Here is a 20,459-nt window from a genome sequence, read left to right as displayed (position 1 = left end):
ATGGCCGCCATTTCCCTGCGCGGCATCCGCAAGACCTACGGCGACGGCCCGGAAATCGTCAAGGGCCTGGACCTCGATATCCATGACGGCGAATTCATGGTCTTCGTGGGACCGTCCGGCTGCGGCAAGTCGACCCTGCTGCGCATGATCGCCGGACTGGAAGACATCAGCGCGGGCCAGCTGCGCATCGGCGACCTGCTGGCCAACGACGTGGCGCCGGCCGAGCGGGGCATCGCCATGGTGTTCCAGAGCTACGCCTTGTATCCGCACATGACGGCGCGCGACAACATGGGTTTTGCCCTCAAATTGGCGGGCAGGCCGGACGCGGAAGTGCGCGCGGCCGTGGGCAAGGTGGCCGAGATCTTGCAGATCACGCACCTGCTCGACCGCAAGCCCAAGGCCTTGTCCGGCGGCGAACGCCAGCGCGTGGCCATCGGCCGCTCCATCGTGCGCCAGCCCAAGGTGTTCCTGTTCGACGAGCCGCTGTCCAACCTTGATGCGTCCTTGCGCGTGCAGACGCGCATCGAGCTGGCCAAGCTGCACCAGGAACTGGGCACCACGATGATCTACGTCACCCACGACCAGGTCGAAGCCATGACCCTCGGTGACAGGGTCGCCGTCTTTCATGGCGGCCACCTGGAGCAGGTGGGCGCGCCCTTGGACCTGTACCGCCATCCGGCCAGCCAGTTCGTGGCCGGCTTCATCGGCGCGCTGCGCATGAACTTCTTGCCGTGCGCCGCCGTCCCCGCGCTGGCCAGCCAGCTTGGCGGCGAGGCGGGCATGCTGGTCGGCATACGCCCCGAACACCTGCGCCTGGTGCCGCGCAATGAAGGCTATGGCGCCAGCGTGACCCTGATCGAGCAGCTGGGCGACGCGCAGATCATCCACGCGACGCTGGACGACCGCAGCGACGGCGGCCCGCATGCGGTGGCCATCAAGCTGCATGGCGAGGCGCGCCACGCGCTGGCGCAGGGCAGCGCCATCGGCTTCGCGCCGGAAGAAGGCCATGCCTTTCTATTCGACACGGCCGGGCGCGCCGTGGCCACCCATTGACCCGGCACGGAGGCGACATGACTTCAGATTGACACCCCAAAAATGTGCAGCAGTAGCCAAAGAGCTATGTGATCATCATTCAACCAGCGGTACAGGAGACAACAACAATGCAACAGCTCAAACGCAATACCATCGCCCTCAGCCTGGCGCATGCGACCTTCGCCCAGTTCATCTTGCTGGGCAGCGGCGCCGCCATGGCACAGGAAGCGGCCAGCACCGCGGCAGCCACCGACGCGGCAAAACCGGCCGCCGAGCAGATGGACCGCATCGTCGTCACGGCCACGCGCCGCAACACCTTCGTGCAGGAGACGCCGCTGGCCGTCACCGCCTTCAACCAGGACACCCTGCAAAACAATCAAGTGAAAGATCTGGCGTCGCTGGCGACCATGGTGCCGAGCCTCGTCGTCGAGCAGCATGGCGACTCGGGCGGCGTGCACGTCTACATGCGCGGCGTCGGTTCGGCCAACCACACGGAGCTGGGCGACCCTGCCGTCGCCTTCTATGTCGATGGCGTGTATTCGCCGCGTCCCCAGGGCGCCACGGCGCTGATGTACGACCTGTCCCACGTCGAGGTGGCGCGCGGACCGCAGGGCACCCTGAACGGCCGCAATTCGACGGCAGGCGCCGTCAACCTCGTTTCGGCCGCGCCGAGCACGGCGAAGTTCATGGGCTCGGCCGGCATCACGGTGGGCGACTACCGCCACCTGCAGACGCAGGGCATGATCAATATCCCGTTTTCCGACGACGTGGCGCTGCGCATCGCCGCCATCAAGGATAGCCACGACGGCACGGTGGACTTCCGCCGCGGCTCGAACGTCATGCCGGGCACGGCCAAGTATGGCGCCGGCGACCAGATGGGCGTGCGCGCCTCGCTGCTGTGGAAGTTCACGCCGCAGCTGCGCGGCACCTTCATCGCCGACTACTTCCTCGACCAGGGCGCCGGCAACGTCTACCTGGCGGCCGAGCCGAAAGCGGGCGAGAAGCTGCGCTCGGCCCTGATCGACACCCCGGGCACCCTGGACCAGTCGATCCTGACCTACAAGGGCAAGCTCAATTACAAGCCGACCGATGCGCTGGACTTCACTTACCTGGGCAGCTGGAGCCGCTACAAGCGCCAGAACAGCAACGATGCCGATGCGGGCCTGTTCCCCGGCTTCAAGTCGGAAAACCGCACCGACTGGGCGCAGTTCGACAGCTATTCGCACGAGCTGCAGGCGCGCTCGGACGACGATGCGCCGTTCCAGTGGGTGGCCGGCCTGTTCCTGTTCAATGAAAAGAACAAGGTACGCTTCGATATCGACCGCAGCCAGATTTCGCAGGCGGCCGTGCAGCAGGATATCGCCAACGGCGCCGTGATCTTCGTGCAGCCGACCGTGGGCCAGTATGCGTCGTCGATGTCCTTCATCCAGGGCGACCGCCAGCTCAAATCGAAGGCCGTGTTCGGCCAGGTCAGCCAGCAGGTGACGGACCAGATCAAGCTGACGGCCGGCGCGCGCTACACGAAGGACCATAAATTCGACATCGGCGGCAAGAACTGGGCTTGCCCGAACTGGCCCGCCAACACGCCGCTGGGCACCACCGTGCTCACCGCCGACCAGCTGCGCCAGCTGGTCACGCCGGGCACGGGCCTGGCCAACACGCACAATATCGGCCCGGGCGGCGCCATCACGGCCGCCAGCTGCGGCAATACGCCGGGCGACAATACGGCCGACCTGAAATACGGCCAGGCCACGTGGCTGGGCCGCATCGAGTACAAGCTGCGCCCGGACATCCTGCTGTTCGGCTCTGTGACGACGGGTTTCCATTCGCCGGCCATCGGCGACGGCGGCGCCACCACCAAGCCGGAAAAGCTGACCAGCTATGAAATCGGCTTCAAGTCGGACTTGCTGAACCGCGAACTGACCCTGAACCTCGATGCCTTCCTGATGAAGTACAAGGACAAGCTCGAATCGCAGGTGGTCAACAGCGTGCTGGCCAACTTCAACGCGGCCGGCGCCACCGTCAAGGGACTGGAAGCGGAATGGGTGTGGCGGCCAACGAAGGTCGACCGCCTGACGGGCAACGCCACCTGGCTCAAAGCCGTGTACGACGACTTCATGTCGTGCGACGTCGATGCGGCGCGCGCGAATGGCCAGTCCTGCGGCTCGACGGCGCCACTGGTGAACGTGGGCGGCAGCACCATGAAGCACGCGCCGAAGTTTTCCACCACCGTCCAGTACGAGCATGACTTTACTGTCGGCGGCGGCCAGCTCACGCCGCGCGCCTCGGTGCACTATGAAACCATGTCGTACGTGGGCGCGGGCGCGTTCAACGGCGACGTGCCGGGCCATGCAGGCGTCAAGCGCCAGGAAGCCTATACGACGCTGGACCTGAGCCTGCGCTTCCAGCCGGCCAGCAAAGCCTACACGGTGGAAGCGTTCGTGCAGAACGCCACCGACAAGGCCGTCAAGCTGGACGTCAATGAAATCTGCACGGACGTGGGCATGCCATGCCAGCCCACGCAGCAGATCTACGGCGCCTTCTACAACGCGCCGCGCACTTTCGGCGCGCGCGTGTCGATGAAGTTCTGATCCGGTAGTGTGAAAGAGCAGTCGCAGTAGCAGTCCACTCAGTAGGGAAGGTGTTGGGCCGGGGAGTTTCCCCGGCCTTTTTTATTCCAACGCTTATTCCAGGGTGGCCTGCACGCTGGCGATGCCGATCTGCGCGCTGCCTTCGGCCAGGCGTACGTTGACGTTCTGGCGCGCCTGCAGTTGCGCCGGCGAGCGCACGATATTGCCCTTTTCATCGCGCAAAATCGCATAGCCGCGTTCCAGGGTGCGCTGGGGGTTGAGCAGCTCCAGCTGCGCCGCCAGGCCGTCGAGGCGGTGGCGCCGCTGGCCCAGCTGCTGCGCCATGGCCGTGCCGCCGCGCCGCTGCATTTCCACCAGGCGCGCGCGCGGCGCCGTGACGTCGGGCCGCAAGGCTGTCCAGCGTGAACGCAGGCGCTCCAGCGCGTACTGCGACTGGGTCACGGGCGCACGCGCCGCATGCGTCATCGCCGTCGACAGGGCCAGCAGCTGCAATCGCTGCTGCCGCAGCTGCGCCTTCGGGTTGAGCAGGCGGCGGCTGTGGCGGTCCAGCGTCTGCGCCGCATCGTCGAGGCGGCGGCGCATGGCGCGGCGCAGGTCGGCCGCGTCGGCGCGCAGGGAGGCCATCCAGTCGGCGCGCGGCGTGGCCGCCAGTTCGGCCGCCGCCGTCGGCGTGGCCGCGCGCAGGTCGGCCGCGAAGTCGGCGATGGTGAAATCCGTCTCGTGGCCCACGCCGCTGATCACGGGCATGGAGCAATCGGCGATCGCGTATGCCACCGCTTCATCGTTGAACGACCACAGATCCTCGATGCTGCCGCCGCCACGGCATACCAGCAGCACGTCGCACTCGGCCCGTGTCGATGCCGTGCGGATGGCGTGCGCGATCTTTTCCGGCGCCTGCTGGCCCTGCACGGGTGTCGGGTACAGGATGATGTTGACGTGCGGGGCGCGGCGCTGGAGCGCGATCAAGACGTCGCGCAGGGCGGCCGCCTGCGGGCTGGTGACGATGCCGATGCTGCGCGCGAACATGGGGATGGCGCGCTTGCGTTCCTGGTCGAACAGTCCCTGCGCGGCCAGCTTTTCCTTCAGGCGCTGGAACGCCTCGTACAGGGCGCCCACGCCGGCGCGGCGGATGGCTTCCACGTTGATCTGGTAATCGCCGCGCGCGCCGTACAGGGTGACGAGGGCGCGCACTTCGACCTTGTCGCCTTCGCGCGGAGTGAAGCCGGCGTACTGGGCGCGGCCGCGGAACATCACGGCGCGCACCTGGGCGCCATCGTCCTTCAAGGTGAAATACCAGTGGCCGGAAGCGGCGCGCGTGAAGTTGGAAATTTCGCCGGCGATCCAGGTCAGGGGAAACGAGCGTTCGAGCAGGCGCGCGACGGCCTGGTTCAGGGCGCTGACGGTCAGCACGGGCGGGGCGGCAAAGCCGCTGTCAGTCGGGTTGTCGGTCATCATCAAGCTGGGGGAGGGAAGGATCTGTCCACAAATTATCGGCGAGGTCATGCTTATGTCATATATCGCGCAAAACAACAAGTTCTATTTCTAAGTATTTGATTTCATGATGAATTCCGGTATGCCTGATTTGCGAGCACAGGGAAAAAAACCTTTAATATCAAGCACATCAGTACAGCCCCTGCCACTTACGCACAAAGTTATCCACAGAAAGTGTGCGGAACTTTTTGCCTTGGACAAACGTTGCCCGGCCAGCCCACGTTGAGCGACAAAAATGCCTTGCTACATTTTTGCGCACGGAAATAAAGTCCATATGAATCAAGCGCTTAGTATGCCATGCATGGCCTTGCGCACAATCTTATCCACAAAAAATGTGCAGAACTCCGGCGCGGCGCCCCATTTATCCACTGGAGCGGCCATGGCATGGCTTGCCTGAATTTTGCGCAGGATAAAAATAGCCATATAAATCAATGATCTAGCACCCTGTTGTGGGCCTTGCTCACAATCTTATCCACAGAATGTGTGCAAAACTGCATAAACCGTTTCCTGGTTTGCCCGGGTTTTCCACCGCGTGGACATGCCATTTTGTTGCCTTTTTTTTGAGCAATGAAAAAAATCCCTTTAAAATCAATGCTCTTGCATGGAGTCAATCGGCTTGCTCACAATCTTATCCACACTTTATGTGTGGAACTGCGCCGGCGGTGGAAAAGTGCTGTCTTGAAGAGAAATAAGACGCCAAAAACCCCGCTTTTTTGCCCTTGCTACATTTTTATGCAAGGCAATAAAAACGATATAAATCAAAGTACTTGGCGCGTATCGTTGCGCTTGCGCACAATCTTGTCCACAGATTGTGTGCAGAACTTTGGCGGCCGATATGGCGCGTCGTGCGCGCCCGCTGCCACTTTTTTACTCATTGATTTAATTTCCTTTATAATCAATAACTTAATGGAATTCCTTGGCTTTGCGCACAATCTTGTCCACAGTAAATGTGCAGAACTCTCCAGGTATTAATTTATTGACATTGACTCCTGCCGATAAGCTGCTATGCCTGTATTTTGCGCAGCATGATAATCTCCATGTAAATCAACGACTTGCATGCTGGACTTCATGCTTGCTCACAATCTTATCCACACAAAGTGTGCAAAACTGTGCCGCGGCGGCGCGCGCCCGCCGCGCCGTGTGGACAAGTCCACATGCGGGCGCCACTTGCCGCCGGCGCGGCAACGCGCTACATTGCGCCATTCCTGCGCGGACGTACCATCGTTCTTTGGCGCTCGGTACAATACAGGCTGTTCGGGCGGTTCATCGCCTTCCCTTTACCAGGAGTTTCTTTTGCTCGCTATATTTCAAGCCGCTGGCTGGCCCATCTGGCTGTTGTTGATCGCTTCCATCGTCGCCCTGGCCCTGATCATCGAGCGCCTGCTGTATTTGCGCCGCGCCAAGATCCTGCCCCGCAAGCTGTTTGATGAAGTGGTGCAGGTGTATCGCAGCGGCAAGATCACGCCGGACACGGTGGCCAAGCTGGAAGACAATTCGCCGCTGGGCGTGGTGCTGGCCGCCGCCCTGCGCAATGTCGACGCGCCGCGCGACGTGATGAAGGAATCGATCGAAGAGGCCGGCAGCGGCGTGGCCCATACGCTGGAACGTTTCCTGACGACCCTGGGCACCATCGCCACCTTGGCGCCGCTGATGGGCCTGTTCGGCACGGTGGTGGGCATGATCGAAATCTTCGGTTCGCAAAACGCCAGCGGCTCGAATCCCGCGCAATTGGCCCACGGTATCTCGGTGGCCTTGTACAACACGGGCTTCGGCCTGGCCATCGCCATGCCGACCCTGGTCTTTTACCGCCACTTCCGCGCCCTCGTCGACAGCTTCGTCATTGACATGGAGCAGCAAGCGGTCAAGTTCGTCGACATCGTCCACAGTGGCCGCAAATGAACTTCCGCAAAGGCAAGGGGCGTGAAGACCCCGAAATCAACCTGATCCCGTTCATCGACGTGTTGCTGGTGATCCTGATCTTCCTCATGGTCAGCACCACCTACAGCAAGTTTACGGAGTTGCAGATCACCCTGCCGACGGCCGACGCCGAGCAAGCCAAGGACAAGCCGCAGCAGATCGACGTCACCATCGACGCCAAGGGCAACTACACGGTCAACCGCGAACCGGTCTCGTTCCGCGACGTGGCCGGCCTGGCCGACGCCCTGCAGGACGCGGCCAGGGCGGCCAACGGCGGCAAGGCCCCCGCGCAGACGCCCGTGGTGGTGGTCAACGCCGACCAGTTCGCCATGCACCAGATGGTCATCCACGTGATGGAAGCGGCGCGCCTGGCCGGCTATGAAAAGCTGACGTTCGCGGCGCAGGCGGGCGGCAAGTAAGCTATTATTCAACCCCAATCGAAGTGCCGGGGTCAGACCCGCCGGGTCTGACCCCGGATTTTGCACCTGGGGTTATTTTTTACGTCTGTCCCCATGCCCACATCCTCCCCCGCCAAGCTTGAAACCACTCTCACCCGCGCCTGGCTGACGCGTGGCCCGCTGGCGTGCGCGCTGTGGCCCGTCTCCGTGCTGTTCGGCGCCCTGAGCGCCGTGCGGCGCGGGCTGTACCGGGCCAACCTCCTGCAATCGGCGCGCCTGCCCGTGCCCGTCGTCGTCGTCGGCAACATTTTTATCGGCGGCACCGGCAAGACGCCGCTGACGATCTGGCTGGTGCAAGCCTTGCGCGAGGCGGGCATGCGCCCGGGCGTGATTTCGCGCGGCCATGGCAGCGCCGACCGTTCGCCGCGCGCCGTCAGCGCCGCGTCCACGCCGCAGCAGGTGGGCGACGAGCCGCTGCTGATCTTCCAGCGCGGCGGCTGTCCCGTGATGGTGGGGCGCGACCGCGCGCAGGCGGGCAGGGCGCTGCTGGCGGCGCACCCGGAGGTCGACGTGCTGGTGACGGACGACGGCTTGCAGCATTACGCCTTGCGGCGCGACGTGGAAATCGTGCTGTTCGACGGCCGTGGCGCCGGCAACGGCTGGCTGCTGCCGGCCGGACCCCTGCGCGAATCGCCGCGCCGCCGGCGCGACGTGACGGTGATCAATGCGGCCGCGCTGGCGCCGGCACTGGTGGACCAGGTCGCGCCCAAGGGCTCCCTGGTGGTGCAGATGCGGCTCGATGGCGGCGTGGCCGAACGCCTGGCCGACCGCACGCAAAGCATGGCGCTGGCCGACCTGGCGGCCGGCGGCCAGCGCATCGTGGCGGCGGCCGGTATCGGCAACCCGCAGCGTTTCTTTGCCATGCTGCGCGGGACCGGACTGCACTTCATGGAGCTGCCGCTGCCCGACCATCACGACTTCCTCGACCAGCCATTTGCCGCGCTCGACACGGATGTGATCTTGATCACCGAGAAGGATGCAGTAAAATGTGCGCAAATTGAACATCTCAAAGATGACCCGAGACTGTGGGTCGTCCCCGTCAGTGCGCGCATCGATAGCGCGCTGGCCCAACAAATTGTGGAGAAATGTCGTGGACGCTCGACTGCTTGATATCCTGGTCTGCCCTGTTTGCAAGGGTCCGCTTGAACACGATAAGAAGGCGCAGGAACTGATTTGCCGCGCCGACCGCCTCGCCTATCCGATCCGCGATGGCATCCCCATCATGTGGGCGGACGAAGCGCGCACCTTGCAAGACGCAGTGGAATAACGATGGCGTTCATCGTCATCATCCCGGCCCGCCTGGCCTCGACGCGCCTGCCGGGCAAGCCGCTGGCTGACCTGGGCGGCAAACCGATGGTGGTGCGCGTGGCCGAGCAGGCGCTGCTCTCTGGCGCGGCGCGCGTCATCGTCGCCACCGACCATGACAGCATCCGCGCCGCCTGCGCCGCGCATGGCGTGGAAGTGTGCATGACGCGCAGCGACCATCCGTCGGGCACGGACCGCATCGCCGAAGTGGCGCGCACGCTCGGGCTGCCGCCGGACGCCGTCGTCGTCAATCTGCAGGGCGACGAACCGTTGATCGATCCATCCCTGCTGGCCGCCTGCGCCGCGCAGATCAGCGCCACCGTGCCCATGGCCACCTGCGCCCATCCGCTGCACGATGTGCTTGAGGCCTTCAACCCGAATGTCGTCAAGGTCGTGCTGGATAAAAATGGCCGTGCCTTGTATTTTTCGCGCGCCACCATCCCCTGGCATCGCGACGGCTTCGCGCAGTCGAAAGACAGCTTGCCGCAAGGCTACGTGCCGCTGCGCCATATCGGCCTGTATGCGTACAGCAATGCATTTTTGCAAGAATATCCGCAATTGTCCGCTTCGCCGCTGGAAGCGATCGAGGCGCTGGAGCAGTTGCGCGTGCTGTGGCACGGTGTCGCCATCGCCGTGCACGTCACGGACTCGGCCCCGGCCGCCGGTGTCGACACGCCGGAAGATCTTGCCAGGGTGCAAGCCCACTACGGCGCCCTGTAAGCGCTACCCGCAAAACGGCAGGCGTGCAAATAAAATTTGTGCGCCTGCAGTAAAAACCACATTTTGAAACGCCTGCTTCGCTAATTGCTGGCTTTGATCAATCAGGGCATAGCAATTCGACAGCAAACTGGCGTTCCGGGGATTTTTTGTGGTAAGTTTCGTAGGGAAAGATAGCCATAGCAACATCATCTAAAAATAATTACACATACCACCATCCAAAATCTGTTTTTTAGGAACTTTTCAATGCGTCTGATACTTTTAGGAGCACCCGGTGCCGGCAAGGGCACCCAAGCTAACTTCATCAAAGAAAAATACAACATTCCACAAATCTCCACGGGCGACATGCTGCGCGCGGCGATCAAGGAAGGCTCCGAACTGGGCCTGGCAGCGAAAAAAGTCATGGATGCGGGCGGCCTCGTGTCGGACGACATCATGATCGGCCTGGTCAAGAACCGCCTGCAGGAAGCCGATTGCGCCAATGGCTACCTGTTCGACGGTTTCCCGCGCACCATCGCGCAAGCGGACGCCATGAAGGATGCCGGCATCAATGTCGACTACGTGCTGGAAATCGACGTGCCAGATGAGTCGATCATTGAGCGCATGGATGGCCGTCGCAGCCACCCGGGTTCGGGCCGCGTCTACCACGTCAAATTCAATCCGCCCAAGGTCGACGGCGTCGATGACATCACCGGCGAACCGCTGATCCAGCGCGACGACGACAAGGCGGAAACGGTCAAGAAGCGCCTGGACGTGTACCACAACCAGACCAAGGTCTTGCTCGGTTACTACAATGACTGGGCCAAGTCCGGCCTGCCAGGCGCGCCGAAATACCGCCGCATCGCCGGCGTCGGTCCGGTCGAGCAAATCCGCGACAGCGCATTTGCCGCCCTGGCGGAATAAGCGGTTGTTGAAAAGCGGACCTGAGTGTCCGCTTTTTTTGTGCCCGCTGTTCACCGGCGGTGCCGTGTCGTTTTCGTGGTTCAGTTTTTTTGCAGGTCGTGTTTTCCTGGCTGCGCGTGCCTACCCGGTGCGGTCTGCAGCTGTTGGCAATGACGTCGGATAAAAACAGAAGGGGACGATATGGCAGCCAGTTTGTGGTTTGCGGTAGCCTGCGGCGTGGTCGCAGTCATTTATGGTTTGGTGTCGCGCAGCTGGATCCTGCGGCAGGATCCCGGCAACGCGCGCATGCAGGAAATCGCCCTGGCCATCCAGCAGGGCGCGGCCGCCTACCTGGCGCGCCAGTACCGCACCATCGCGTTTGTGGGCGTGGTGCTGCTGATCGCCATTTACGTGCTGCTGGGCCTGCATACGGCGCTGGGCTTTCTGATCGGCGCCGTACTGTCGGGCGCCTGCGGCTTCATCGGCATGAATGTCTCGGTGCGGGCCAATGTGCGCACGGCGCAGGCGGCCACCCTGGGCATCAACCAGGCGCTGAACGTGGCCTTCAAGGGCGGCGCGATCACCGGCATGTTGGTGGTCGGACTGGGCCTGCTGGGCGTGACCCTGTTCTACTGGCTGCTGGTGACGACGGGCGCGCCCGGCCTCACCCAGCATGACCTGATCAAGCCCCTGATCGGCCTGGCCTTCGGCGCCTCGCTCATTTCCATCTTCGCGCGGCTCGGTGGCGGCATCTTCACCAAGGGCGCCGACGTGGGCGCGGACCTGGTGGGCAAGGTGGAGGCGGGCATCCCCGAGGACGACCCGCGCAACCCGGCCGTCATCGCCGACAACGTGGGCGACAACGTGGGCGACTGCGCCGGCATGGCGGCCGACCTGTTCGAAACCTATGTCGTGACCCTGATCGCCACCATGCTGCTGGGCGCCTTGCTGATGGCAGAGGCGAGCGGCACGGCCATCATCTACCCGCTGCTGCTGGGCGCCGTCTCCATCCTCGCCTCCATCGTCGGCTGCTCGATGGTCAAGACGGCCCCCGGCAAGAAGATCATGTCGGCCCTGTACACGGGCCTGTGGTGGGCGGCCGGCCTGTCCCTGGTCGGCTTTGCCGTGGTCACGTGGCTGCTGTGGCCCGACGACGCCATGCGCTACAAGATGCTGGGCGCCACCGTCGTCGGCATCGTCCTCACGGGCCTGATGGTGTACATCACCGAGTACTACACGGGCACGGACTTCAAGCCCGTGCGCCACATCGCCGAAGCGTCGACGACGGGTCACGGCACCAACATCATCGCCGGCCTGGGCGTGTCGATGAAATCCACCGCGTATCCGGTGCTGGCCGTCTGCGTCGCCATTCTCGTCTCGTATCAATTGGCAGGCCTGTACGGCATCGCCATCGCGGCCACTTCCATGCTGTCGATGGCGGGCATCATCGTCGCGCTCGACGCGTATGGCCCCATCACGGATAACGCGGGCGGCATCGCGGAAATGTCGGGCTTGCCCGACTCCGTGCGCGCCATCACCGATCCGCTCGACGCCGTCGGCAACACGACCAAGGCCGTCACCAAGGGCTATGCCATCGGTTCGGCCGGGCTGGCCGCGCTGGTGCTGTTCGCCGATTACACGCATGCGCTCGAATCCGTGGGCCAGCACATCACCTTTGATTTGTCGAACCCCATGGTCATCGTCGGCCTGTTCATCGGCGGCCTGATACCGTATCTGTTCGGCGCCATGGCGATGGAAGCCGTGGGCCGCGCGGCCGGCGCCGTGGTGGTCGAGGTGCGGCGCCAGTTCCGCGACATCAAGGGCATCATGGAAGGCACGGCGCGGCCCGAATACGACAAGGCCGTCGACATGCTGACGGCGTCCGCCATCCGCGAAATGATCGTGCCGTCCCTGCTGCCGGTGGTGGTGCCCATCCTCGTTGGCATGCTGCTGGGGCCGGCGGCGCTGGGTGGCTTGCTGATGGGGACCATCGTCACGGGCCTGTTCGTGGCCATTTCCATGACCACGGGCGGCGGCGCCTGGGACAATGCGAAGAAATACATCGAGGATGGCCACTTCGGCGGCAAGGGGTCGGACGCGCACAAGGCGGCCGTCACGGGCGACACGGTGGGCGACCCGTACAAGGACACGGCCGGTCCGGCAGTGAATCCCTTGATCAAGATCATCAACATCGTGGCCCTGCTGCTGGTGCCGCTGCTGCCGGCCACGGGCTGGCTGGCGGTCAAGGCGCCGGCGCCCATCCACGCGCCCGCGCCGGCCATCCTGGCGCCGGCCACACCCGTGCAAAGCTTGCCGGCGCAATAAGACGGCGCATTCCCTGCAGCCCCGTGGCCAGCGCCGCGGGGCTGTTTGTATTTTGCGTAAATGAAACTTTCTAGCCGTCCATATCCTCGGCGTATCAAAGGTGAGCAATTGTTACGGCGCCTTTGCTTGTGCCCGCCCTCTGCCAATAATGGAGTGAGATTCACAGTCTGGCATGAAAGGCGGGAGGATGTCATGGATGGCAATAACACAGGCCGCTGGGCGTCGCTGGCGCTGGCAGCGGCGATGGGACTGGCGGTGGCGGGCGGCGCCTGGGGCGCTCCCGGTGGACATTCCGGACACGGCGGCCATGGCGGTTTCCACGGCGGCCACGGCCACTTCCATGGCCGTTCGCACGTGGGCGTATGGGTGGGATCGCCCTGGTGGTATGGCTATGGGCCAGGCTGGTATGGCGATCCGTGGTATGGCTATCCTTATCCGTACGGGCGCACCTTGATCGTGCAGCCGCCACCCGTGTACATCGAGCAGGGTGGCGAGCCGACGGCGCAGATGTGGTACTACTGCGCGCGGCCGCAGGGCTATTATCCCTACGTGAAAACCTGCAGTACGGCATGGCGTGCCGTGCTGCCGACCAGCGTGCGCTGACGGGGAGGCGAAGATGAAGACGAAAGCGTTGATGGGGCGTGCCGGCCTGCTGGCGCCCCTGCTGCTGGCCGCCTGCACGGTGATGCCGGAAGGGCCGTCGGCCATGGCCTTGCCCGGCACGGGCAAGAGTCTAGAGCAATTCCGCGTCGACGACGGCAGTTGCCGTGGCTATGCGCAGGCGCAGCTGGCTGGCACGGGTGCGGCTGACAGTTCCTCGCATGGCATGCAGCGCAGTTACGATGACTCTTATCAAACATGCATGTATGCAAGCGGCCACAAGGTGCCCGTGGTCGGGCGGATGCTGGGCAGCGTGCCGGCGAATGCCGCCACGCCGCCGCCCGATACGCCGCCGCCCCGTTATTAAACCTTGAGCCAGGCCTTAAAAACGCGAGGTCAGGCCAACGAACATGCGCCGTCCCGGCACATAGTAGTCGACCAGGCCGTCGGCCATCGGGCCCTTCTTGAACAGGTTTTGCACGCCGCCGCGCACGGTCCATTGTGGCGTGACCTTGTACGACACGACGGTGTCGACGATGGTGTAAGCCTTGTCGGCCAGCTTGCCAGCATCGAGTTCCTTGCCCGTGTACTGGGCCGATACCTCGCCGAACAACTGGTCGTTGACTTGCCAGCCCAGCGCCGAGTACCACGACAGTTTTGGCGTCGACAGCAGGTTGGCGCCCGTGGTCAGGTTTTTCGCTTCCGCCATGTAGGTCACGTTGTTACGCCAGTTCAGGTTTTTCGTCAGCGGGATGGTGGCCGTCGCTTCCAGGCCGCTGGTGCGCGCCTTCTGGATATTCGTCATCTTGGTCCACCAGCGCTTCTGGTAGAAGCCCAGCGGCGCATAGTCGATCTTGTTCTTGAAATCCGTGTGGAACCAGGTTAGGCCCACGTCCCAGCCATTCTGTTCCCACGCCACGCCGATCTCGGCTGCCGTGCTCGTTTCCGGCTTCAAGTCCGCATTGCCGGCCATGTAGCAGGTGCCGCTGATGTAGCCCAGCGGTTTCAAGCTGCCGCAACCGCGCCCGCCCGAGTTGGTCGCTGCCGCCGGCGAGTTTTCCTTCAGGCTCGGGGCGCGGAAGCCTTGCGAGACGCCGCCCTTGATGGTCCAGGCGGGGGCAGGGTGATACACCAGGTACAGGCGCGGGCTGTAGTGGTTGCCGAACTTGCCGTGGTGATCGAGGCGCAGGCCGGCCGTGGCCGTCAAGTTGTCGCGCAGGAACAGCTGATCTTCCGCGAACAGGGCCGAGGTGGTGCCCGACAGGGTCGCGCCGCTCACGGGGTTGCCCAGGTAATCGGTGGGCACGGTGCCGATGGTGTCCGTATTCGTCAATTCCTGGTGCTTCCACTGGCCGCCCACCACCAGCATTTGCTCGATGCCGCCCCAGCCGACCCGTTTTTCCAGGCTGGCGTCGAGCGTGCTGTCCTTGGATTTGGCCACCGTGCCGACGACTTCGTTGTCGAAGTCGTTGTGATACAGGTTGACCATGGTCTTGCCGAAGTCCCAGCGGCCTTCATAGCCGAGACTGACGCTCTTGCGTATCAGCTTGCTGGCGCCCCAGCTGTCGACCAGCGGCTCGCCATCCGCATCACGCGCGCTCGACGTGCTGGCTTCCTGCCTGCCATAGCTGGCGTCCAGCGACAGGTTCTGTTTCTTGTCCAGCGCCCAGGTCAGCTGGCCCGAGACAGTCTGGTTGCGTTCGCCGCCCATGCCACCGGCCTTGTCGAATTTTTCATCGGGATTCTGGCGCGTCTGGCTCACGCCCAGGCGCATGCCCACCGTGTCCGACAGGGGGCCGGCCAGGTTCACGCCCAGCTGATGCGCCGTGCCGCGGTCGCTGTCCTGCGGCTGCGTGTAGTTGGCCGTGGCCGAACCGTTCCACTTGCCCGGCACCTTGCGCGTGATGATGTTGATCACGCCGCCCATGGCGTCCGAGCCGTACAGCGACGACATGGGTCCGCGCACCACTTCGATGCGCTCGATCATGTCGGGCGAGATCCAGTTCAAGTCCTGGCGGCCCAGGTCGGGACGGTAAGCCGTGTCGGCCGAGCTGCCCACGCGCTTGCCGTCGACCAGGATCAGGGTGTATTTGTCGGGCAAGCCGCGCAGCTTGATCTTCGACGCCTCACGCTCGGGACCGGTGCCGCCCGTCACGCCGGGGATGCGGCGCAGCAGGGTATTCAAGTCATACACGGGCTGGCGCTCGATTTCCTCGCGCGTGATGACGCTGATGCTGGCCGGCGCATCCTTGATGTCGATGGCCGTGCCCGACGCCGTGACGACGACCGTGTTCATGGTGGGATCGGCGGCCGCATTGCCTTCGGCCCAGGCGCTGCTGACGGCCAGCGAGAGCAGGCAGGGCAGGAGCAGGGCGGCGGAATGGATAGAGCGGGCGGGAGTGGCGACGGGGGCTACGAAGGCGGGACTACGCTGGGTCATGGTGAACTTTCCGGATGTTGTTATTTCCTGGCTGCCTTCCGGGTGGCTCGGGTATCAATGAATGAAAAGAGAATCAACTGCGCTCGAATTCTCGTAATGAGAATAAGAATCGTTCTTATTGTAATGCCATCCTGGCAAGAAAGAAAGTGCTGAAAGGAAATAAAACACTGTTGCAAGGTGCGCATGGCATCTGGCGCCGCGTGTGCCAATAATGAAAGCGGTATGATCGATGCTTGGGGAGGTGGCATGAAGACGATGATCAGAACCATACCGGTGCTGGCCTGCGCCATGCTGTTCGCTGGCGGCCATGCCTGGGCGCAGGAACAGGCGTCGCCCGCCGAGTCCTTGACTGAGGCTTTGCCCGTGTGCCGGCTCGATCCGCGCGACAGCGGCAAGCTGGCGGTGGAACCATGCCGCCCGGCGCCGCCCGCGCAGCCGCGCCGTGCCGTGTCGCAGGTGATCGGCCGCATGCCGGCGCAGCCCGCGCCCTCCGTCGTGCCCATGGCGTCCCTGCCGCCCGGCCCGGCCGTACCCATGCCGCGCACGCCGCAGCCCATTGGTTCCTGCGACACGGGCGGCTGCCGCGACGCGGCCGGGGCACGCTACAACGGCGTGGGCAACGCCACGCTCGATGCCAATGGGCGCATCTGCCACCGCAACGGCGCCTTTATCCAGTGTTTTTAACCCTGGCATACGCCAGCGCTGCAAGTTTTCGCTCGGTGAGCGCAAAAATGGCTACAATTGTCGCCGACATTACGTTTACGTAAACGTAATGATGGCATCATGCATCCACCATCAGGCGCCGGGAACACGGCCCTCATCACTCAGGAGATTTCATGCAGATTCAGGACAATGTATTCATCATCACGGGCGGCGCATCGGGCCTGGGCGCGGCCACGGCGCGCATGCTGACGGCGGCGGGCGGCAAGGTCGTGCTGGCCGACGTGCAGACGGAGGCGGGCCAGGCGCTGGCCGCTGAACTCGACGGCGTGTTCGTGCAGTGCGACGTGACGTCGGAAGAAGACGGCCTGGCCGTGGTGGCGGCCGCCACCAAGCTCGGTACCTTGCGCGGCCTGGTCAATTGCGCCGGCGTGGCGCCGGCCGTGAAAACCGTGGGCAAGGATGGCCCGCACCCGCTGGCCCTGTTCCAGAAGGTCGTCAACATCAACCTGGTCGGCACCTTCAATATGTGCCGCCTGGCGGCCGACGCCATGGCGAAACAGGATGCGACGGCCGAAGGCGAGCGCGGCGTCATCATCAACACGGCGTCCGTGGCGGCCTACGATGGCCAGATCGGCCAGGCCGCGTATGCGTCGTCGAAGGCGGCCGTGGTGGGACTGACCCTGCCGATGGCGCGCGACCTGTCGCGCAACGGCATCCGCGTGATGACGGTGGCGCCCGGCATTTTCGAAACGCCGATGTTGCTCGGCATGCCGGCCGAAGTGCAGGATGCGCTGGGCAAGATGGTGCCGTTCCCATCGCGCCTGGGCAAGCCCGGCGAATACGCGCAACTGGTGAAAGCCATCGTGGAAAACGTCATGCTCAATGGCGAAACCATCCGCCTCGATGGCGCGATCCGCATGCAGCCCAAATAAGCCCGGCGTGATTTGATGTAGGATACCCCCGTATGGGGCGTACAGCCTTGCCTGGCTGTGCGCCCTTTTTTTATCGGAGAATCCATGATCACATTGAAGCCGCTGGCGCTGAGCCTGACCTTGCTGGGCGCGCTGGCCGCCAGTCCCGTATTTGCCGAGGTGCCGCAAAAGGCGCCGGAAATCGCCACCGCGTACGCGGAAAAAAACGGCTGGGCGGCGCAGAAATTCATGGTCGCCGCCGCCAATCCGCTGGCCGCCGATGCCGGCTACCAGATGCTGAAAAAGGGCGGCAGCGCCATCGACGCGGCGATCGCCACGCAGCTGGTGCTGACCCTGGTCGAGCCGCAGTCGTCGGGCATCGGCGGCGGCGCCTTTTTGCTGTACTCCACGGCCAAGGGCGTGCAGGCGTTCGACGGGCGCGAAACGGCGCCTGCCAGCGCCGATGAACACCTGTTCCAGAATGCCGACGGCAGTCCCGTCTCGCGCGCCACGGGCGTGGTGGGCGGGCGTTCCGTGGGCGCGCCGGGCGTGCTGCGCATGCTGGAACTGGCGCACAAGGAACACGGCAAGCTGCCATGGGCCACCCTGTTCGGCCCCGCCATCAAGTTGGCGCACGGCGGCTTTCCCGTCAGCCAGCGCCTCAACGGTTTGCTGAGCTGGGACCAGGCCCTGAAGCGCGACCCCGTCGCCGCCGCGTATTTCTATGACCAGGACGGCAAGGCCTGGCCCGTCGGCCACGTGCTGAAGAACCCGCAGCTGGCGCGCACCCTGCGCGAGATCGCGCGTGGCGGCGCCGACGCGTTTTACAAGGGCCGCATCGCGCGCGACATCGCCGCCAAGGTGGCGGCGCACCCGACCAATCCGGGCAAGCTGACGGCGGCGGATATCGCCGGCTACCGGGCCAAGGTGCGTGAACCCGTCTGCAGCGATTACAAGGCCTGGACCGTGTGCGGCATGCCGCCGCCATCGTCGGGCGGCATCGCCATCGCGCAGATGCTGGGCATGCTGGAAGTGAAGGATATCCGGCCGTATGCGCCCGTCGACGGCGTGCTCGATGCGCAGGCCATCCACCTGTTCTCGGAGGCGGGGCGCCTGGCCTACGCGGACCGCAACCGCTACGTGGCCGACACGGACTTCGTGCCGCTGCCGGGCAAGGGCGTCGCCTCGATGCTCGATAAAACCTACCTGGCGCAGCGCGCGTCGCTGATCGGCGAGAAATCCATGGGCCGCGCCTTGCCCGGCACGCCGCCGGGCATGCAGGTGGCGTGGGGCATGGACAACGCCTTGCAGCGCCCGTCGACCTCGCACCTGGTGGCCGTCGATGCTTTTGGGGGCGGCCTGTCGATGACCACCAGCGTGGAAGACGCCTTCGGCTCGCGCCAGATGGTCGACGGCTTTTTGCTCAATAACCAGCTGACGGATTTCTCGTTCGATTCGCGCGATGCGGATGGCCCGATCGCCAACCGGGTCGAAGCGGGCAAGCGTCCGCGCAGCGCCATGTCGCCCACCCTGGTGTTCGAGAAGGGCACGCACAAGCTGGTGCTGGCGACGGGGTCCCCGGGCGGTTCGTCCATCATCAATTACGTGGCCAAGGTGCTGGTCGGCACCATGGACTGGGGCTTGAACGTGCAGCAGGCGATCAGCCTGCCGAACTTCGGCAGCCGCAACGGCCCGACGGAGCTGGAGAAAGGCCGCGCGCCGGCGGCCCAGGTCGAGGCGCTGCAGGCGATGGGCCACGAGGTGCGCGTGATCGAACAGAATTCCGGTTTGCAGGGCATCATGCGCCTGAATGCGCACGGCAAGGATTTCTGGTTTGGCGGCGCCGATCCGCGCCGTGAAGGCATGGTCAAGGGAGATTGAAACTTTTCCACAAAGTATCAAGACCCTGCTAATCTGCCGGCATGGGAATGCAAAATAAAACAGGCTTGATACTCACGGGAGGAGGTGCCCGTGCCGCCTACCAAGTGGGCGTGCTGCAGGCGATTTCGGCGATTCTGTGGGAAGCGGGCTGGGCGCCGGCGCGCAACCCGTTCGACATCATCTGCGGCACCTCGGCCGGCGCCATCAACGCCACGGCGCTGGCCTGCCGCGCCGACAACTTTGGCGAAGGCGTGCAAAAGCTGCTCGACGTGTGGCAGCACATTCAGGTCGAGCAGGTCTACCGGGCCGACTCGCTGGGCGTGATCCGCTCGGGCGCGCGCTGGCTGTCGCTGCTGTCGTTTGGCTGGCTGCTGCGCCAGTGGCATGCGTCGCCGCCCAATTCCCTGCTCGACAATACGCCGCTGGTCAGCCTGCTGCACCGCATGCTCGACCTGCCGCGCCTGGACGCGGCCCTGGCCGATGGCCTGCTGCATGCGCTGGCCGTGACGGCGTCGTCGTATTCGGGCAGCCGCCACATGACGTTTTACCAGACGGCCGGCGATATCGCGCCGTGGGTGCGCACGCAGCGCCTGGCCCTGCCGGACCAGATCGGCGTGGAGCACTTGCTTGCCTCGGCCGCCATTCCCTTCATCTTCCCCGCCGTGCCGCTGTACGTGGGCGGCCAGCGCGAATACTGCGGCGACGGTTCCATGCGCCAGCTGGCGCCGATCTCGCCGGCCATCCACCTGGGCGCGAACAAGGTGCTGGTGGTGGGCGCGGGACGCATGACGGAACCGGCGCCCGCCGCCACCGAAGCGGCGCGCTACCCGAGCCTGGCGCAGATCGCCGGCCACGCGCTGTCGTCGATCTTCCTCGATGGCCTGGCGGTCGACATCGAACGCCTGAACCGCATCAACCTGACCCTGTCGATGCTGCCGCCCGAGTTGCTGGGCAAGACGGCCTTGCGGCCGGTGGAATTGCTGGTCATCGCGCCGTCCGAGCGGCTCGACGCCATCGCCAGCCGGCATATCGGCAGTTTGCCGCGTCCCATCCGCACCATGCTGTCGGGTATCGGCGCGGCCGAAGCGCGCGGCGCGGCGCTGGCATCGTATTTATTGTTCGAATCGACGTATACTAACGAGTTGATCCGTCTTGGACAGCGCGATACGCAAGCCCGCAAGGATGATGTCCTGGCGTTCTTTGGTTCCTGAGACGGCCCCTGGAGCGGCGTGCGGGATTTTCGCGT

Annotated in this window: 18 protein-coding genes; 15 read left to right on the top strand and 3 right to left on the bottom strand. The window is 64.3% G+C overall.

The features are described from left to right. Complete coding sequence (locus tag GCN78_RS11060; protein ID WP_152251752.1) at positions 1-1,053, top strand: ABC transporter ATP-binding protein; 1,053 nt, start codon at positions 1-3, stop codon at positions 1,051-1,053. A gap of 107 nt (positions 1,054-1,160) precedes the next feature. Further along, a complete protein-coding gene (locus GCN78_RS11055; RefSeq protein ID WP_152251751.1) occupies positions 1,161-3,623 on the top strand; it encodes a TonB-dependent receptor in 2,463 nt (820 codons plus the stop codon). A 93-nt stretch (positions 3,624-3,716) separates the two neighbouring features. Here the strand turns inward: GCN78_RS11055 and xseA are convergent, their stop codons facing one another. Both xseA and GCN78_RS29285 read right to left on the bottom strand, forming a co-directional pair. Beyond that, positions 3,717-5,078, bottom strand: coding sequence for an exodeoxyribonuclease VII large subunit (gene xseA, locus GCN78_RS11050; protein ID WP_152251750.1), 1,362 nt, complete (start codon positions 5,076-5,078; stop codon positions 3,717-3,719). A 315-nt stretch (positions 5,079-5,393) separates the two neighbouring features. Further along, the gene (locus GCN78_RS29285) at positions 5,394-5,537 is read right to left on the bottom strand and encodes a hypothetical protein (protein WP_193316691.1); all 144 of its coding nucleotides are present in this window, start codon (positions 5,535-5,537) and stop codon (positions 5,394-5,396) included. A gap of 870 nt (positions 5,538-6,407) precedes the next feature. Between GCN78_RS29285 and GCN78_RS11045 the strand changes: the two genes are divergently transcribed. From GCN78_RS11045 to GCN78_RS11005, 9 genes are all read left to right on the top strand, one after another. Then, positions 6,408-7,013 (top strand): MotA/TolQ/ExbB proton channel family protein, encoded by a 606-nt coding sequence (locus GCN78_RS11045; protein ID WP_092611342.1) that lies wholly within the window; start codon positions 6,408-6,410, stop codon positions 7,011-7,013. Continuing rightward, positions 7,010-7,450 (top strand): ExbD/TolR family protein, encoded by a 441-nt coding sequence (locus tag GCN78_RS11040; protein WP_152251749.1) that lies wholly within the window; start codon positions 7,010-7,012, stop codon positions 7,448-7,450. Before GCN78_RS11045 ends, GCN78_RS11040 begins: the two co-directional genes overlap by 4 nt. Before the next feature lie 93 nt (positions 7,451-7,543). Beyond that, the gene (gene lpxK / locus GCN78_RS11035; RefSeq protein ID WP_152251748.1) at positions 7,544-8,599 is read left to right on the top strand and encodes a tetraacyldisaccharide 4'-kinase; all 1,056 of its coding nucleotides are present in this window, start codon (positions 7,544-7,546) and stop codon (positions 8,597-8,599) included. Next, the gene (locus GCN78_RS11030; RefSeq protein WP_010395789.1) at positions 8,580-8,756 is read left to right on the top strand and encodes a Trm112 family protein; all 177 of its coding nucleotides are present in this window, start codon (positions 8,580-8,582) and stop codon (positions 8,754-8,756) included. Before lpxK ends, GCN78_RS11030 begins: the two co-directional genes overlap by 20 nt. 2 nt (positions 8,757-8,758) lie before the next feature. Next, positions 8,759-9,514: a 3-deoxy-manno-octulosonate cytidylyltransferase gene (kdsB, locus tag GCN78_RS11025; protein ID WP_152251747.1), complete on the top strand. Its 756-nt coding sequence runs from the start codon at positions 8,759-8,761 to the stop codon at positions 9,512-9,514. A 243-nt stretch (positions 9,515-9,757) separates the two neighbouring features. Further along, the gene (gene adk, locus GCN78_RS11020; RefSeq protein ID WP_086146700.1) at positions 9,758-10,414 is read left to right on the top strand and encodes an adenylate kinase; all 657 of its coding nucleotides are present in this window, start codon (positions 9,758-9,760) and stop codon (positions 10,412-10,414) included. A gap of 180 nt (positions 10,415-10,594) precedes the next feature. Then, positions 10,595-12,718, top strand: coding sequence for a sodium-translocating pyrophosphatase (locus GCN78_RS11015; protein ID WP_152251746.1), 2,124 nt, complete (start codon positions 10,595-10,597; stop codon positions 12,716-12,718). A 192-nt stretch (positions 12,719-12,910) separates the two neighbouring features. After that, a complete protein-coding gene (locus tag GCN78_RS11010) occupies positions 12,911-13,321 on the top strand; it encodes a hypothetical protein (protein WP_152251745.1) in 411 nt (136 codons plus the stop codon). A 13-nt stretch (positions 13,322-13,334) separates the two neighbouring features. Beyond that, positions 13,335-13,685 carry a glycine zipper family protein gene (locus GCN78_RS11005; protein WP_152251744.1) on the top strand — a complete coding sequence of 117 codons (351 nt, stop codon included), beginning with the start codon at positions 13,335-13,337 and terminating at the stop codon, positions 13,683-13,685. A gap of 15 nt (positions 13,686-13,700) precedes the next feature. On the opposite strand, the gene GCN78_RS11000 is transcribed toward GCN78_RS11005, so the two are convergent. Further along, positions 13,701-15,758 carry a TonB-dependent receptor domain-containing protein gene (locus GCN78_RS11000; protein ID WP_152251743.1) on the bottom strand — a complete coding sequence of 686 codons (2,058 nt, stop codon included), beginning with the start codon at positions 15,756-15,758 and terminating at the stop codon, positions 13,701-13,703. 246 nt (positions 15,759-16,004) lie between these two features. Here GCN78_RS11000 and GCN78_RS10995 point away from each other — a divergent pair, with 246 nt between their 5' ends. The 4 genes from GCN78_RS10995 to GCN78_RS10980 all read left to right on the top strand — a co-directional run bounded on the left by GCN78_RS10995 (position 16,005) and on the right by GCN78_RS10980 (position 20,424). Then, positions 16,005-16,442, top strand: a complete 438-nt coding sequence (locus GCN78_RS10995; protein ID WP_152251742.1) for a hypothetical protein — start codon at positions 16,005-16,007, stop codon at positions 16,440-16,442. A gap of 152 nt (positions 16,443-16,594) precedes the next feature. After that, positions 16,595-17,353 carry a 3-hydroxyacyl-CoA dehydrogenase gene (locus GCN78_RS10990; RefSeq protein WP_152251741.1) on the top strand — a complete coding sequence of 253 codons (759 nt, stop codon included), beginning with the start codon at positions 16,595-16,597 and terminating at the stop codon, positions 17,351-17,353. A gap of 84 nt (positions 17,354-17,437) precedes the next feature. Next, a complete protein-coding gene (gene ggt / locus GCN78_RS10985; protein WP_152251740.1) occupies positions 17,438-19,213 on the top strand; it encodes a gamma-glutamyltransferase in 1,776 nt (591 codons plus the stop codon). 41 nt (positions 19,214-19,254) lie between these two features. Then, positions 19,255-20,424: a patatin-like phospholipase family protein gene (locus GCN78_RS10980; protein WP_152251739.1), complete on the top strand. Its 1,170-nt coding sequence runs from the start codon at positions 19,255-19,257 to the stop codon at positions 20,422-20,424. The last annotated feature ends 35 nt before the right edge of the window (positions 20,425-20,459 follow it).

This window comes from Janthinobacterium rivuli (assembly GCF_009208735.1).
In the GTDB taxonomy this organism is placed as follows: domain Bacteria; phylum Pseudomonadota; class Gammaproteobacteria; order Burkholderiales; family Burkholderiaceae_D; genus Janthinobacterium.
This window is presented reverse-complemented; position numbering and strand designations above follow the sequence as displayed.